Annotated in this window: 16 protein-coding genes and 2 pseudogenes; 5 read left to right on the forward strand and 13 right to left on the reverse strand. The window is 48.9% G+C overall.

All coding sequences use genetic code 11. The features are described from left to right. Nucleotides 1-390: 390 nt before the first annotated feature. The 9 genes from C7N83_RS15280 to C7N83_RS09495 all read right to left on the reverse strand — a co-directional run bounded on the left by C7N83_RS15280 (nt 391) and on the right by C7N83_RS09495 (nt 7,101). Nucleotides 391-657: a helix-turn-helix domain-containing protein gene (locus tag C7N83_RS15280; RefSeq protein WP_342747606.1), complete on the reverse strand. Its 267-nt coding sequence runs from the start codon at nt 655-657 to the stop codon at nt 391-393. 242 nt (nt 658-899) lie between these two features. Further along, entirely contained in the window at nt 900-1,229 is a 330-nt protein-coding gene (hpf, locus tag C7N83_RS09460) for a ribosome hibernation-promoting factor, HPF/YfiA family (protein ID WP_106742248.1), read from the reverse strand. A 56-nt stretch (nt 1,230-1,285) separates the two neighbouring features. After that, a complete protein-coding gene (rpoN, locus tag C7N83_RS09465) occupies nt 1,286-2,644 on the reverse strand; it encodes an RNA polymerase factor sigma-54 (protein WP_106742249.1) in 1,359 nt (452 codons plus the stop codon). A gap of 179 nt (nt 2,645-2,823) precedes the next feature. After that, the gene (lptB, locus tag C7N83_RS09470) at nt 2,824-3,558 is read right to left on the reverse strand and encodes an LPS export ABC transporter ATP-binding protein (RefSeq protein WP_106742251.1); all 735 of its coding nucleotides are present in this window, start codon (nt 3,556-3,558) and stop codon (nt 2,824-2,826) included. A gap of 86 nt (nt 3,559-3,644) precedes the next feature. After that, on the reverse strand, nt 3,645-4,172 hold the full coding sequence (gene lptA, locus C7N83_RS09475; protein ID WP_425437509.1) for a lipopolysaccharide transport periplasmic protein LptA: 528 nt from the start codon (nt 4,170-4,172) through the stop codon (nt 3,645-3,647). Continuing rightward, the gene (gene lptC, locus C7N83_RS09480) at nt 4,153-4,734 is read right to left on the reverse strand and encodes an LPS export ABC transporter periplasmic protein LptC (protein ID WP_106742254.1); all 582 of its coding nucleotides are present in this window, start codon (nt 4,732-4,734) and stop codon (nt 4,153-4,155) included. The genes lptA and lptC overlap by 20 nt, the downstream gene beginning before the upstream one ends. Beyond that, on the reverse strand, nt 4,731-5,267 hold the full coding sequence (locus tag C7N83_RS09485; RefSeq protein ID WP_106742256.1) for a KdsC family phosphatase: 537 nt from the start codon (nt 5,265-5,267) through the stop codon (nt 4,731-4,733). The genes lptC and C7N83_RS09485 overlap by 4 nt, the downstream gene beginning before the upstream one ends. A gap of 66 nt (nt 5,268-5,333) precedes the next feature. Further along, on the reverse strand, nt 5,334-6,074 hold the full coding sequence (locus C7N83_RS09490; RefSeq protein ID WP_146135127.1) for a hypothetical protein: 741 nt from the start codon (nt 6,072-6,074) through the stop codon (nt 5,334-5,336). A 52-nt stretch (nt 6,075-6,126) separates the two neighbouring features. Next, nucleotides 6,127-7,101: a KpsF/GutQ family sugar-phosphate isomerase gene (locus C7N83_RS09495; RefSeq protein WP_106742260.1), complete on the reverse strand. Its 975-nt coding sequence runs from the start codon at nt 7,099-7,101 to the stop codon at nt 6,127-6,129. Between the two features lie 127 nt (nt 7,102-7,228). Between C7N83_RS09495 and tal the strand changes: the two genes are divergently transcribed. Together tal and C7N83_RS09505 are read left to right on the forward strand one after the other, a co-directional pair. Continuing rightward, entirely contained in the window at nt 7,229-8,284 is a 1,056-nt protein-coding gene (gene tal, locus C7N83_RS09500; protein WP_106742262.1) for a transaldolase, read from the forward strand. A 391-nt stretch (nt 8,285-8,675) separates the two neighbouring features. Beyond that, nucleotides 8,676-9,311: pseudogene (locus tag C7N83_RS09505) on the forward strand (IS1595 family transposase). Between the two features lie 21 nt (nt 9,312-9,332). On the opposite strand, the gene C7N83_RS09510 reads toward C7N83_RS09505, so the two are convergent. The 4 genes from C7N83_RS09510 to C7N83_RS09525 form a co-directional block, all read right to left on the reverse strand. Then, complete coding sequence (locus C7N83_RS09510) at nt 9,333-10,127, reverse strand: 3'-5' exonuclease (RefSeq protein WP_106742263.1); 795 nt, start codon at nt 10,125-10,127, stop codon at nt 9,333-9,335. A 711-nt stretch (nt 10,128-10,838) separates the two neighbouring features. Further along, nucleotides 10,839-11,708 (reverse strand): lipid A biosynthesis lauroyl acyltransferase, encoded by an 870-nt coding sequence (locus C7N83_RS09515; protein ID WP_106742265.1) that lies wholly within the window; start codon nt 11,706-11,708, stop codon nt 10,839-10,841. Nucleotides 11,709-11,951: 243 nt separating this feature from the next. Further along, on the reverse strand, nt 11,952-12,494 hold the full coding sequence (gene ruvC, locus C7N83_RS09520; RefSeq protein WP_106742267.1) for a crossover junction endodeoxyribonuclease RuvC: 543 nt from the start codon (nt 12,492-12,494) through the stop codon (nt 11,952-11,954). 64 nt (nt 12,495-12,558) lie between these two features. Continuing rightward, a complete protein-coding gene (locus C7N83_RS09525) occupies nt 12,559-13,365 on the reverse strand; it encodes a carbon-nitrogen hydrolase family protein (RefSeq protein WP_106742268.1) in 807 nt (268 codons plus the stop codon). Nucleotides 13,366-13,764: 399 nt separating this feature from the next. Between C7N83_RS09525 and C7N83_RS09530 the strand changes: the two genes are divergently transcribed. The 3 genes and pseudogenes from C7N83_RS09530 to C7N83_RS17020 form a co-directional block, all read left to right on the forward strand. Continuing rightward, nucleotides 13,765-14,019, forward strand: a complete 255-nt coding sequence (locus C7N83_RS09530; RefSeq protein WP_106742270.1) for a hypothetical protein — start codon at nt 13,765-13,767, stop codon at nt 14,017-14,019. A gap of 289 nt (nt 14,020-14,308) precedes the next feature. After that, nucleotides 14,309-14,512, forward strand: a complete 204-nt coding sequence (locus tag C7N83_RS09535) for a hypothetical protein (RefSeq protein WP_106742272.1) — start codon at nt 14,309-14,311, stop codon at nt 14,510-14,512. 14 nt (nt 14,513-14,526) lie between these two features. After that, a pseudogene (locus tag C7N83_RS17020) lies at nt 14,527-14,645 on the forward strand (transposase); the annotation flags it as partial.

Consider the following 14,645-nt stretch of genomic DNA (forward strand, 5'->3'; position numbering starts at 1 on the left):
GGCTGCTTTACAGGCTTGAAGCAGAAATTAAGGTATCGTCAAGGCATGAGAAAGGCAAACAGGATTGGGTTTATTAAGGATTATTTCTCTAACTTGGCAGAGGATTGACACCTTTTCTGTCCTATACATACGCCTCATACGGTGATAACCATACTGCGGATTTCTTGTTTGATTTGGCGGGTTTCAGCCTTTCAACCGGCTTCTTTATCTGTCTTAGGCTGTTGGCGGTAAAAGTAAGTGCTGTGCTAATACAATAATATTTAACAATAAATTCAGCGAGAAATCATTACTTGAGGTTTTAACAATCCCTGCTTTTCGGCTTCAGCCCTTAGGGATAACCCCATCAGCTCTTTATAGGATGGCAATCTCCGCGCGCAAACACAGATTCTCTTATTCTAATATGCCCAAACGTGTTAATGTATTAGCCTGTTTTTTCGGTTTCTTAGGTTTATTCACAGTTTTTCGACCTTTAGGTTTATCGATAAGTCCGTTGATTCCAAATTCTTTGAAACCTTGTAACCATTGATAAAAGACACTGGTGTTTGATACGTCTAACACTAATGCGATTTTGTCTGGAATCAATCGTTTTTGCTTAACGTACCCAATGGTTTTAAGTTTGTTTTCTATCGTGTATTTTTGTGTAGTATGCAATACCAATAAGCCACTAGAACTGGAATGTTAATCTTGTGCAACCTATCGAAGAATAGTACGTTGAGCGACTTGAAAGTCTTTTGATGCTTTACTGATAGATTGATGATGGTGAAAGTAATGTTCAACGACTTGTTGTTTAAATGCTTGGGTATATTTAGTCATAAAAAATCTGCACCTTAGTCGGTTGGAGCTGTCATCCAACTTTTTGGGTGCAGATCATTGTTCAGACGGCATTTTTATTATGCCGCTTATTGTTGTTCGTTGCCGATGACATCCGCAGGGCGCGGCGCACGGGCATCGTTGCTTTTTTCTTTGTGTTTCAATACCGCGCGGTCTAATTTGTCCATCAACACGTCAATTGCGGCATACATATCCTGTCCGACCGCTTCAACGTGTAAATCCTTACCGGCCAAGTGCAAGTCGGCTTCAGCCTTATGATTCACTTTTTCAACCGAGAGGGTAATGGCCACGGAAATCACATTGGCGGCATGGCGGTTGATGCGTTCCAATTTGTCAGGTACATAGTTTTTAATCGCTTCGGTAACATCAAAATTCAGACCGGTAATTTTCAGGTTCATAATACAACTCCTTCGGTGGGTAAATCCGCCAACGTGGCGGACATAAAATCTTATGTTCAGCCGATAAGCTTACGCTTATGCGCAGGCGGAATATCGAGCGATTCCCTGTATTTGGCAACAGTGCGACGGGCAATTTCAACGCCTTGTTGTTCTAGGAGCTGCACCAAGGCTTGATCAGAATGCGGCTTTTGTGCGTTTTCGCTGCCAATCAACTGCTTGATAAGGGCTTTGACCGCACCTTGGCTTACGCCCTCGTTGTCGCTGTCGGTGCTGACTGCCTGTGTGAAGAAATAGCGTAACGTAAATAAACCGCGAGGGCAAGCTAAATATTTTTGGTTGACTGCCCTTGAAATGGTTGATTCGGCCAGATCCAATTCGACGGCGGCATCTTTGAGCATCATGGGCACCAAGCCGATTTCGCCGAAGATGAAAAAATCCTCCTGCCGCTCAACGATGTATTCTGCCAAACGAAGAACCGTGTTTTTGCGTAATTCCAAGCTGTCGATTTTTTGGCGCGCTTCATGGAGCTTCTCTTTCCATTCCGGCGAACTGTTTTCCCCTTCTTTAAACAGTTCGGCATATTCGCGGTTGATTTGGATTTTCGGCCAGGCGGCTTCGTTGCCGGTGACTTTCCAACCTTCGGCGGTTTCCTTGACCCATACATCGGGCTGGATATAAGCAGTCGGCTCGGAGGAAGCAAAGCCGTAAGCCGGATAAGGATTGAGTGAGGCAATCAAATCCAAGGCTGCTTGTATGGTTTCCGGCGTGGATTCGGGATACGTTTTTTGAAAACGCAGAATATTTTGTTGGCGGTTTTTGCCCAAATCTTCAAACGAATTTTGAATCAGATGGCCGGCCAATTGGCGTTCGGGCGAAGCGGGTAGGCGCATGAGTTGGAGCAGGAGCGATTCGGTGATGCCGGTGGCGGCCACGCCTGGTGGGTCGAAGGTTTGCAGGATGTCGAGTGCGTTTTGTAAATCGTCTTCATCGAGCATCCAATCCAGCGGCGTATGGTCGATAACTTCTGACAGGCTGTCGGTGAAATAGCCTTGTTCGTCGAGAAAGTCAATCAGGATATGAATGTGTGCGGCTTCGGCTTTAGAGATTGGGTGTTCGCACACTTGTGCATGCAGATAAGCGTTGAAATCTTCTTCGGCCACATTGAACCAAGCGTTTTCGGCATCGTCGCCGTTGATTTGGTTGCTGCGCGGCAAGGCGGCGGAAATGCTGCCGTTAAATTCGGCATCGGCAAACTCATCGGCTTCGGAGCGTTCGAGCAAAGGGTTGTCTTGCAGCCAGTCTTCCACTTCGTGTTCGATTTCCTGATTGGACATCTGCAACACGCGTAAGGCTTGTTGCAGCCTTTGATTGAGCTGTTGGGTTTGCTTGTGTTTTAAGCCGAAATTGGGATTCATAGGATAAGTAAGTTACGTTTTGTGTTTTATTGTTTCCAGTATGCCGGCCTATGCTGCCGGGGTTTATCTGAAAGGCTGTCTGAAATAAGCTAACACAAAATGCGTGCGGTTACTATTTTTCAGACGGCCTCTTTTAATTTTGATCAAAGAAACGGCGCGTTTAGGGCTCGAACTGCGCATCAGTATTTGAAGTTTTCGCCCAAATAAACCGCACGTACTTTTTCGTCGTTGACCAAATCATCCGGTTGGCCAGAGGCCAGGACCGTTCCTTCGCTAATGATGTAGGCACGGTCGCAGATGCTTAAGGTTTCGCGAACGTTGTGGTCGGTAATCAGCACACCGATGCCGCGTAATTTGAGGAATTCGATGATTTTCTGAATATCGATAACTGCCAGAGGATCGACACCGGCAAAGGGTTCGTCCAACAAAATGAAACGCGGCTCCATCGCCAAAACACGGGCGATTTCCACGCGGCGGCGCTCCCCTCCCGATAAAGACGGCGCAGGGCTGTGGCGCAAACGCTCGATGTTTAAATCAGCCAAGAGTTTGTCGATTCCGCTGCCAATGCCGCTTTTGTCTTTCAGGCTGATTTCCAAAATGGCGCGGATGTTTTGTTCCACCGTCATCTTGCGGAAAATCGACGCTTCTTGCGGCAAATAACCCACGCCCAAGCGTGCGCGTTCGTGTATCGGCAGGTGGCGCAATTCTTGGCCGTCGAGGGTAACGCTGCCGCCGTCGGCGGCAATCAGGCCGACAATCATATAAAAGCTGGTGGTTTTGCCCGCGCCGTTGGGGCCGAGCAGGCCGACCACTTCGCCGCTTTCGATTTCGAGCGAGAAATCTTTCACGACTTGGCGTTTTTTGAAACTTTTTTGCAGGCCTTGGGCGACAAGGCGGCTGGCTTGTGCAGTCATAATCTGTTCTTTAAGCGGAATAAATAAAGGTTAGGCAGGCCGTCTGAAAGGCTTTTGTCTACAGTCGGTTTCAGACGGCATCGGGCTTATTTTTTGGTCGAAGTCGGTTGAATCACCACGCTCACGCGGCCGGATTTGGCCGGTGATTTCACGCCGGCCTGTTTCGAGCCGCTATGAATGGTGTAGGTCTCGGTACGCATATTGTAGGTAATGATTGCGCCTTGGGCGATATCGCCACCACGTCGGACTTTCGCATTGCCGGTGAGTTTCACCAAGCCAGTGGCCGAGGCGTATTCGACTTGGTTGCCTTGACCGTTGATTATTCCTTTATTGCCGTCGAGCTGTTGGCTGAACCGCACCGGCAAACCGTTGGCCTTCACCAGTTGCTCGCCTTTGCTGTTGCGCGATACAGTCACGTTGGCGGCATTGATGTTCAGCGTGCCTTGTTTGATGATGACGTTGCCGCTGAAAGTGGTGGTTTGGTTGGCTTGGTCGAGCGAGCCTTGATCTGCTTCGACTTGAATCGGTTGGCTGCTGTCGCTTTGCAGCGCGAAAGCAGGCACGTTGATGATCAGGGCGGACAGTGTGGCGGCTTTAAAGATTTTTGGCATGATAAATCGTGGCTTTCACTTTTGATGGGAAATTGAATAAACTTTTGGTGTGGTCGTAAGTCATCCCGACAGAAGAACCGTGGGATTGGCCGTATGCAAATTCGACCGGGTGTTCGGTTTGTGCAAACCGGGCTTTGGTGTCGACATGGATAAATTCGGTTTTGACCGTGCCTGCGGGGTGAGTGGCATCGGCCGGTTTAGTCAGCAAGACTTCTTTTTGGAACACGGCGACGCGCGTGTCGGTGTTATACAGCCCCTCTTTGCCTTCGACCTGATAGGCTGGTTTGCCTTCTTGATGCACGTCCAATTTGGGCGAGCGGAAATGTATGTCTTTGCTGTCGGGCAGTTGGAAGGCTTGGGTAGCGACAAAATGTTCTTGCAGACGGCCTGCTTTATCGAAACGCTTGCCTTCCATGCCGCCCATCCAATATTGAGGCTCGTCGGGATTAAGGTGCACTGCTTCGGTTTGAATCTCGCTGATGCGGCCGAGCAAAGCCGACAGGCCGCCGAGCGCGACGGCCAGAATCAAAGGAAAGGCGAGACCGTGTTGCCATCTTATTTTCATTTAATATACTCGTCTAAAGCAGGTTGCAAAGTGCCTTGCGCCTGCATAATCAAATCGCACACTTCACGCACCGCGCCTTTTCCGGCAGGATGTTGCGTAATATAAGCCGCGTGTTCGCGGGTAAACCAATGCGCTTCGGGAACCGCCGCCGGCAAACCGCAGCGCACCATCACCGGCAAATCGACTACATCGTCACCGACAAACGCGCATTCGTGTTCCGCCACACCGGCTTGTTCGAGTAATTGTGCATAGGCCGCACGCTTATCTTGAATACCTTTAAAATAATAAGCAATACCCAATTGTCGCACGCGGATCCCGACTGACAGTGCATCGCGACCGGTGATGATGGCCGCCTGAACGCCGCTTGCTGCCAGCATTTTGATGCCGTGGCCGTCGAGCGTGTGGAAGGGTTTGATTTCTTCTCCGGTATCGCGGATGTAAATATGGCCGTCGGTCAGCACGCCGTCAACATCTAAAATCAACAGTTTGATTTGTGCGGCGCGTTTCTGCAACTCGGGGGATAGGGTTTGCATGGCGGATTCCTTGTTCAGACGGCCTATTCTAGCATAAAGGCCGTCTGAAACCTTTGGGTTATGATTTTACTTTTCTTCTAACAATGTCTTGATGGCTTCGGCCAATATGGGAACGCCTGCGGTTACTGAAATCAGGTTAGCCGTAAAAGAAATAAAATCGGCAATTTTTTTACCTAGAGAATTTTCACTCTGTCCGTTAAGAATTTTGGCGTAGTCTTCATCTATAAAACTATGACCCATCAATCCTTCAAGTATGTAAAAAATTTCTTGATTGCCGGTTATATGGTATTCATGCAGTGCTTCAATCAGTTTGTTTAAATATTTCGTCAGATGTAATTTTGAATTTTCGTTTAAGCTGGGTTCTTGTTTGATCAGCTCAATTAATCCGTTTGATTTTTCAATTAAATCGTCGGTTTGCTCCTTATCAAGAGGTTTTTTTCCAGAGTTGTAAATTTCTATTATATTCGCAGTCATTTTCAAGTAGTTGATACTATGCACATCTATACGATTCAAAAAAATGCCCCACATTTCGTTTAAATTTTGACGTATAAGTGCCGTTTTTATTGTTCGACTCCAGTGATAAAAGCCATCATCAATCAAATCAGGGGCGTATGTGTTGAGAAAGGATTCAATTTCATCTGGTAATGAAGCTACTTTGCCTAATTTGATAAGTGCGCCAATATCATCTTCTGCTTCTAAAATTTCTCTCCAGACTGTTAAGCAATTTTTTTGAGTGGTGATTTTTTGCCCATTTTGCAAAATTAATAATAGTCTCTTTGCCGGATTTTGATAAATAATTTGATTCATATGAGGCACCATTTGTTTCAAAACGGGTAATGTTATCTTCCAATTTGCGGCCTTACACAATCCGCGCCATCAGCAAGTCGTGCATATTGAGTGCGCCGATTAACAGGCCGTCTGAATCAGTGACCAACAGGCCGTTAATATGGTTGGCCTGCATGTGTTTCAAGGCTTCGGTGGCGAGCTTGCCGGCGGTGATGGTCTTCGGCTCGGCGTGCATGATGTCGTTGACCGTCAAGCCTTTGAAATCATCGCGTTGTTGGAATAATCGGCGCAAATCTCCGTCAGTGAACACGCCTTTCAGACGGCCTTGTCCGTCGGTCACGGCCAACATGCCCAACCCTTTTTCACTCATGCGCACAATCGCATCTTTAAGTAATGTGCCACATACCACCGCAGGCAGTTCGCCGCCGCTGTGCATGATGTCGGCCACACGCAGCAGCAGGCGTTTGCCCAAGCTGCCGGCCGGATGGCTGAGCGCGAAATCATCGGGCGTGAACGCGCGCGCTTTAAGCAGTACAATCGCCAGCGCATCACCCAAAGCCATCACGGCAGTGGTACTGGAAGTCGGTGCCAAACCGAGCGGGCAAGCTTCTTTGGACACCGAAGCCGTGATGTGAATATCGGCATGACACGCCATGGTCGAGGCGGGGCGAGCTGTAATGCAGATTAAAGTCACGTTTTTGCGTTTTAACGCCGGAATAATTGCTGTAATTTCATCGCTCTCGCCAGAATTCGACACCGCCATCACCACGTCTCCATCGACAATCATACCCAAATCGCCATGTGCTGCTTCAGCCGGATGCACAAAAAAAGCCGGCGTGCCGGTGGAGGCCATCGTTGCCGCCATTTTGCGGGCGATGTGCCCCGACTTGCCCATGCCCATAATCACCACGCGGCCTTGGCAATGCAGCAAGACTTCCGCGGCTTGGACAAAATTTTCGTCCAATTCATCGGCGATTTCGTGCAAGCCTTCTGCTTCGATATGCAGCACATCACGCGCCCAAGGTAAGTAAGATTCTGTTGTGGTCATCATCGTGTCCGTCAAAGGATGATACTGGTCAAAGGCAGTAAATCAAGGTATAGTGGAATCCATCGGTTTCGCCTTATTCAAGGATAAACCATAAAGATAAACCCGCCCAACAAAAAAGGATTCAGAGATGACTATTTTATCGGACGTTAAAGCATTAGGCCAACAAATCTGGTTGGATAATTTGTCGCGTTCGCTGGTACAAAGCGGCGAACTGGCAGAAATGACCAAACAGGGCGTATGCGGTATAACTTCCAATCCGGCGATTTTCCAAAAAGCCTTCGCCGGCGACAGGCTGTATGCCGATGACGTAGCTGCTTTGAAACAAAAGGATTTAAGCCCGAAACAACGTTATGAAACCTTAGCCATTGCCGATGTTCGGGCGGCTTGTGACGTATTGCTGGCCGAACATGAATCCAGTGGCGGCAAAACCGGTTTCGTGAGCTTGGAAGTAGCACCGGAATTGGCCAAAGATGCTGCCGGTACCGTAACCGAAGCCAAACGCCTGCACGATGCCATCAGCCGCAAAAACGTCATGATTAAAGTGCCGGCCACCGATGCCGGTATCGAAGCACTGGAGCAATTGGTTTCAGACGGCCTGTCGATTAACCTGACCTTGCTGTTTTCCCGCACGCAAACACTGAAAGCCTACGCCGCCTACCTACGCGGTATTGCCAAACGCGTAGCCGCCGGTTTGCCGGCCGATCAGATTCAAGTGGTCGCCAGCTTCTTCATTTCACGCGTCGATGCTGCTTTGGATGAGACCTTGCCCGAGCATCTGCAAGGAAAAATTGCCATCGCTTTGGCCAAAACCGCCTATCAGGATTGGGAACAATTCTTCGGCAGCGCGGAATTTACCGAACTCGCCGCCAAAGATGCCAACCGCGTGCAATTACTATGGGCCTCTACCGGTGTGAAAAATCCGGCTTATCCAGATACGCTGTATGTGGACAGCCTGATTGGTGCCGATACCGTCAATACCGTACCGGATGCCACTTTGAAAGCTTTTATCGACCACGGCACCGCCAAAGCGACTTTGACAGAAGGTACTGAAGAAGCGCAGGCACAGCTGGCAGAAGTTGCTGCTTTAGGTATCGATGTCGAAGCCTTGTCCACCCGTTTGCAGGAAGACGGTTTGAAACAGTTTGAAGAAGCATTTGAGAAACTGCTGGCACCGTTGGTTTAATGGTTCGATTATTCAATCAGAAAAATAGTATGTTGCACCATCAATAAACTTTACATTTTATAACATTGTAACAATGCACACCCTGATTTTTTAGGGTGTTTTTTCTTCACTCCGGTTTAAGTTGCTTACATTCAACGGCTTGGAGGCAGGTTTAGGTGTGGCGCTTTTCAGCTTGTATTTGCTGGCGTAAATAACATAGACGTGCCAACCTACCTTCGGACCAAGCCGTCCGAATAGGATTGTTCAGACGACCTGAATCCTTTGCAAAACCCTAATCAAAATCAAAAAAGCTGACTTCAGTCATCTAAGTGGGCTTTTTTCCATATCCAACGACCTATAGTAAAAAAATTAGAGGCTGAAGTAGAACTAGCAGTCATGTCAGACTGTAAAAATAAAGATAACCAATTGCAAATTAACAAAGAATACCCAAAGAAAACTCCTCCGGTTTTTCGTACCGGAAGCCACAGCCCGTGCAGCCGCTGATATTCTGGGTATCCAACCCGGTTGGGCTATGTTGTCCTACCGCAAAACCCGCCAAGTGGCTGTCTGTCATTTGGCGCAGGAAGCTGGCGGGGTTTTCAGAGGCCCCACTGGGCCGGACAGGGGTTATTTCGGCGGTCGGCGTAAGGGCAAACGCGGACGCGCGGCACCTTAAAGCGGCAGGGAAAGGTTGGTACCGCCGTTGCGGGGGATAACGGGAAGGATGCCTTATTTCCGGTTATCAAACAGCAAACAACACCTGACAGCATTGTTTATGCCGGTAGTGACAGGGGCTGTGACGTGCTTGATGCGGGCAGGTTCGCGCATCAGCGTATCAACCGTTCACAGCTTTTTGCAGACTGTCAAAACCCTATCGGCGGCATTGGAAATTGTTGGAACCGGGCGAAGTGCGTCTTGCGCAAATACAAGGAGGATTGAGCGTAAACCTTTCCCTCTACCCTTGAAAGGATGCGGGTTCCGCTTTAACTTTGGCGCACCGTCCGGGCAGCTTGAAATGCTGCGGGAATGGTGTGGTGTTTGGGGCTAATCTGCGTCAGCCCCGGAATATTTAACGCCACTGTCCGACAAATTCCTGCCAATGCACTTTACCCACCGCCTGCTCTTTGAGATAGTTTTTCAAACGTTTTACTTCGACTTCGTATTCGTCGCTGTCCAAAGCACCACTCATCAGGCGGAAACGCAGATACATCAAATAGGTGTTGGCGGCATCAGTTTCGCAATACTCGCGGATGTCTTTCAGACGGCCTTGGTAATACGCTTCCCACACTTTGCTGCCGTCCATACCCAATTTACCGGGAAAGCCGCACAATTTCGCCATGTCGTCCAGCGGCACATTGGCACGCGGCTGATACAGCGCGAGCAAATCCATCAAATCGCAATGGCGGTTATGGTAGCGGCTGATGTAGTTGTTCCACTTAAAATCGCGGCTGTCGCCAAAATCACCCTCGCCCATATCCCAATAACGCGCGGCGGCAATGCCGTGTATCATGGCGCGGTAGTGTAATACCGGCAAATCGAAACCGCCGCCGTTCCAACTTACAAGCTGAGGTGTATGGTTTTCAACCAATTCGAAAAACTTGGCAATAACGGTTTCTTCGCTGTCGCCAATTTCGCCGATGGTACCGACATGGATTTTTTCGCTCCCCCACCGCATACAGCACGAAATCGCCACCACCTGATGCAGATGGTGCTGCATGAAATCACTACCGTTTTGCGCGCGCCGTTTCTGTCGGGCGAACAACACCGCTTCGTCCTCGGATACGCTTTGCGGCAAATCATAAAGCAGGCGGATACCGTTTACATCGGGGATAGTTTCAATATCAAAAGCGAGAATCGGGGTCATGGCATGCTCCTTCGGTCAGGATATGGGCATTGTTACACGAAGCCGCGGATAAAAAAAGAGGCAACCCCCACAGGATTGCCCCAGTACCTCAAATCAGAGATTTACGCTTTAAAAACAATACAGCCCCTCGCCTGCGGCTTTATTAATACCGATCAACTCCGCATTAACAAACAGTTGTTTTATCGGCAGAAATCATACCAATCAAACGCTTGTTAGGGAACTTGGCGACATTCAAAAATCCGTTTGGCTGAGTATAATGTAACTGTATGTAGTGAAATATACGCGTTTTTTACAGAATTGCCAAGTATTTTTTTGAAAAATTCGCTTTTACCCTCAAAAGCATCATCTATATTCAAATTAACTATAAATTTAAAATATATTTTTAACAATCAATTTTAAAAATATAAAATATTTATTTTTTATTTTTTGAAATTTAAAGCCTTACAAAAAAAACGGCAGCTTATTTAAATTTAGTTAAAATTTAAATAAGCTGCCGTTTTTAAATGATATTAAATTCAATATATTAACGAAATATTCACCTCACATGAAATTTAAATACCACCAGCCATTTAAACAAAATGTTCAGGCAGCTTCAGACGACTAATTTTGTTTTAAAATAAGGGAAAGCATTTTTCTTACATACCATTTCACAGGGATAAATCTTGATATGGTGTTTAATCAAACAGAAACAAAATTTGTAACTTCATGTAATCAATAAAACCCTGTTTCTCCTTCCGGACGTGTCTTAAAACGCTTATGCAACCAAAAATACTGCTCGGGGATTTCACGGGCGCGCGCTTCGATAAAATCATTCATACGCTGTGTGTCTGCCACCACATCGCCACCGGGAAAGTTTTCCCACGGGGCGTAAAAGCGCAAGGTTACGGTATCGTCCGCCTCTCGAAACGGAACCGCCGGAATCACTTTGGCCTTCGCCATGCCGGCAATACGGCTCAAACCGGTGATGGTGGCAGTGGGGAGGCCGAAAAAATCGACAAAAATCGAATCGTTTTGGCCGAAATCCTGATCGGGCAGATAAAGAAACGGCGCATCGCTTTTGCGCAAATGCTTGATAATCGCACGTAAGCCTTCCGTTCGGCTAATCAAAAATACCTTATCGTAACGGTGGCGGCCTTTCAGAATCTGCTCGTCCATTGCTTTGTTTTTCTGATGCGAATACATGCTGGTCAGCGGCACATCCTGATTCAGCGTATACACCGCCATTTCAAACGCGGTAAAGTGCGGATAAAGCAAAATCACTTTTTCGCCCGCTGCCAGCGCATCGTCCAGATAATGTTTGTTTTCATAACGCACCAAACTGCGCAGCCGTTCGGCAGGCGCATACCAATACAGGCCGTATTCAAACATCAGTTTTGCCATATGCTGAAAATGACGTTTCAACACTGCTTCGCGCTTTTCTCTGCTCCACTCGGGAAAGCATTTCTTCAGATTGGCCTGCCCGACTTTACGGCGCGGTTTGACGGCGTAATAAGCCAGCCAACCCACTGCATCGCAGATTTTGTGTATCAGCTTGAAGGGGAGGAGCTGCACCAGATACAGAATAAAAAAAGCAAATTTCATTGTTCGGAAGACCCGAGTGTGAAAGGACATTATTATAACAGCAAAGGCCGTCTGAAATTTTTGACTTGATTTCAGACGGCCTTTGCCGCTTTCAGACGGCTTGTTTTTTTGAATCTACGGGTATTTATCCCCTTTCCCGTCCGGCAGGAGCAGATTGGGGGAAGGGCTGCTCTTTCAGCTTCGGAACATCATCGTTCAACCCAAACTTCCAGTCCGCTTGTTTTACAGGCAGTTCAGACGGCATCATCCATGAAAACGCCCACCTTTAATCTGCAAACCGTTACGGTTGATTTGATTGGCCAAACCGTGATTGCGCAAAGCATGGGTCAGCGCCACGGCCAAACCGTCGGCCGCATCGGCTTGCGGCGTGCCCGACAAACCGAGCATCCGAACCACCATGTGCTGCACCTGTTCTTTGGCGGCCTTCCCCTGCCCGACCACGGCCTGTTTGACTTGTAGGGCGGTGTATTCGTACACGGGCAAACCCCGAATCACCATGGTCGCAACCGCCGCCCCGCGTGCCTGCCCGAGCATCAGCGTCGCCGCCGCATTGACGTTGACAAACACTTGTTCGATGGCGGTTTGGTTAGGTCGGTACACGTCGATGATTTCGTTGATATGCTCGCAAATCACGCCGATGCGGCCGGCCAATTCATCACCGGGAATGGTTTTGATGCAGCCGGAGGCGACATAGCTGTGTTCGCGGCCGTACACGTCAATCACGCCAAAGCCGGTGACACGGCTGCCGGGATCAATGCCTAAAATGCGGACGGGTTTTGGTTTCATGCACAAGATTATATCGGGAAACAGGCCGTCCGAATATGGCTTCAAACGGCTTGGGATTTTTGTATTACAGCAAACGGTGTCGCAGCGCCGGTAAACGTGTGCGCACGCTGTTCAGACGGCTTGCGTCCAAATCTGCCACGACCACGCCCTCACCTTCGGGCAAGACTGCCAACACCTCGCCCCACGGATCGATAATCATGCTGTGGCCGAAGGTGCGCCGCCCGCTTTCGTGCCTGCCGCCCTGCGCCGAAGCCACGACGTAACACTGATTCTCTACCGCCCGCGTGCGCAACAACAATTCCCAATGCGCTTCGCCGGTGGTATAGGTAAACGCGGCCGGCAGCAACAATACGTCAAACGGTGCCTGCATGCGGAAAAATTCGGGAAAGCGTAAATCGTAGCACACGCCTGCGGCCACGTTCAGCCCGTCCACCTGCCAATCAGGTATTTCGTTGCCCGCACTGATGGTGTCGGCTTCGGCATAGCGCTCGCCCAAGCCGGAAAAACCAAATAAATGCATTTTATGGTAATGCATCAATGGCTTACCGTCGCGGTCATAAGCGAGCATGGTGTTCATTACTTTATCGGCTTCCTCACTTTTCAGTGGCACTGTGCCGCCAAACAGCACCACGCCGTTGTCGCGCGCCGCTTCGCTTAAGGCCGTCTGGAGTTTGCCTTCGCCCAGGGTTTCGGCAAACGCAAGTTTGTCGGTATCCTGCTGACCCATAACCGGCCAATATTCGGGCAGCAGCACCCAATCCGCACCCTGCCCGGCGGCTTCTTTCACCAAGCGGCGCATGGTGCCGATATTGGTGGCAGGGTCGGTGGTGGAAATCATCTGCACGGCGGCAGCGCGGATTGTGTCAGCCATATCATTTCCTTTTCAGACGGGCTTTACCTGAAACGTAATTTTTTACAGGCACGTCGGTTACACTGAGGGGGGCTCATTTTGTCTGCGCCGCAGATTTTCGAGCAAAAAAACGCGTATACCAGACGATACCAAAGAGACCGGTTGGACACGCCGCACCGGCAAAACCGGCCGGTGCGGCAGCAAGGTCGGACACTTTGTGCACATTTTCAACGCGGCAGACGGTTTTTTTTATGCCGGGAAGATGCCACATGATGAAATGAGAATACGCCCTAACACTATCTTATTTTCTTTTTCTGTGAAAGGCAAATCATGAAATCCACCGCCTTGATATTGATCACCCTACTCCTGCCTGCAACGGCTTCTGCCGAAGCCAACATCTAGGGCGAACTGAAAAGCGGCGTGGAAACCTCGCGCACGAAAACGAACGGTAAATCCGTTTCCAATACCCAAATTGCCGACCAAGGCAGCTTTGTCGGTTTGCGCGGCTCTGATCCGATTGGTCACAGCGGCAACCAAATGATGTGGCAATGGGAACAAGAGGCGCGAACCGCCTCCGACAGACGCAACAGCAAAGACAACGGCACTTTGCGCGAACAATGGCGCGCGCGAAAACAGCGCCGCGAACCGTATATAAGCTTCGGGCAAAACCGCTAAAATACCCAAGGCCGTCTGAAAACTGGTTTTCAGACGGCCTTTTCATGTTCACCGTTCCAACCGCTACTTCAACGCGATAATCCTAGAGCGTCCTGACAATTACCTGCCATAAAGCAATATGGACAAAAGAAAGACAGATTAAGTTAAAGTTTTTGCCGCCAAACAAAACTCACTTATCCGCCATGCCCCGAGCACGATTAACTGATGAATACCGGTCAAAGCCGTTGGCTATTTTGCTTGATTCAGGAATCTGCCACAAGAAAAATCTACACCAGTCGGCACGATTTTCTTGAACGAAATCCTGTTGGGCAACATTAAATCTGCCGGTCTGAATACCAACGGCTTGCACGTGATTCAGGAGATGGCGACTCCGGCATTAGGTATGTTGGGCAGTTTGGTGCCGCCGTTTTTCCACTACCCAAGCCGCGTATTTATCAAAACAGCCAAATCGATCGACAACAATGATACCGGCATTAAGCAGCCTGAAAGGTAGCGGACGTACGCTACCGCGTAAGGACCGGCATACCGTGGGAAGGCATTCCGCCCCCTTTGGACAAAGCAAATTCCCTGTTGCGCACTTTCTACAGATGGTCGGGAAAAGGAATTTTTCAAAGCATCCCCAAATC

This window comes from Neisseria iguanae (assembly GCF_003013245.1).
GTDB classification, from domain to species: domain Bacteria; phylum Pseudomonadota; class Gammaproteobacteria; order Burkholderiales; family Neisseriaceae; genus Neisseria; species Neisseria iguanae.

Coding starts and splice junctions, on each gene's coding strand:
- C7N83_RS09485 (WP_106742256.1), bottom strand. CDS start 5,267: ATGCAAACCCTATCCCCCGAGTTGCAGAAACGCGCCGCACAAATCAAA.
- C7N83_RS09490 (WP_146135127.1), bottom strand. CDS start 6,074: ATGAATCAAATTATTTATCAAAATCCGGCAAAGAGACTATTATTAATT.
- C7N83_RS09515 (WP_106742265.1), bottom strand. CDS start 11,708: ATGAAATTTGCTTTTTTTATTCTGTATCTGGTGCAGCTCCTCCCCTTC.
- C7N83_RS09525 (WP_106742268.1), bottom strand. CDS start 13,365: ATGGCTGACACAATCCGCGCTGCCGCCGTGCAGATGATTTCCACCACC.
- rpoN (WP_106742249.1), bottom strand. CDS start 2,644: ATGAATCCCAATTTCGGCTTAAAACACAAGCAAACCCAACAGCTCAAT.
- hpf (WP_106742248.1), bottom strand. CDS start 1,229: ATGAACCTGAAAATTACCGGTCTGAATTTTGATGTTACCGAAGCGATT.
- lptB (WP_106742251.1), bottom strand. CDS start 3,558: ATGACTGCACAAGCCAGCCGCCTTGTCGCCCAAGGCCTGCAAAAAAGT.
- ruvC (WP_106742267.1), bottom strand. CDS start 12,494: ATGAAACCAAAACCCGTCCGCATTTTAGGCATTGATCCCGGCAGCCGT.
- C7N83_RS09510 (WP_106742263.1), bottom strand. CDS start 10,127: ATGACCCCGATTCTCGCTTTTGATATTGAAACTATCCCCGATGTAAAC.
- lptC (WP_106742254.1), bottom strand. CDS start 4,734: ATGAAAATAAGATGGCAACACGGTCTCGCCTTTCCTTTGATTCTGGCC.
- tal (WP_106742262.1), top strand. CDS start 7,229: ATGACTATTTTATCGGACGTTAAAGCATTAGGCCAACAAATCTGGTTG.
- C7N83_RS09495 (WP_106742260.1), bottom strand. CDS start 7,101: ATGACCACAACAGAATCTTACTTACCTTGGGCGCGTGATGTGCTGCAT.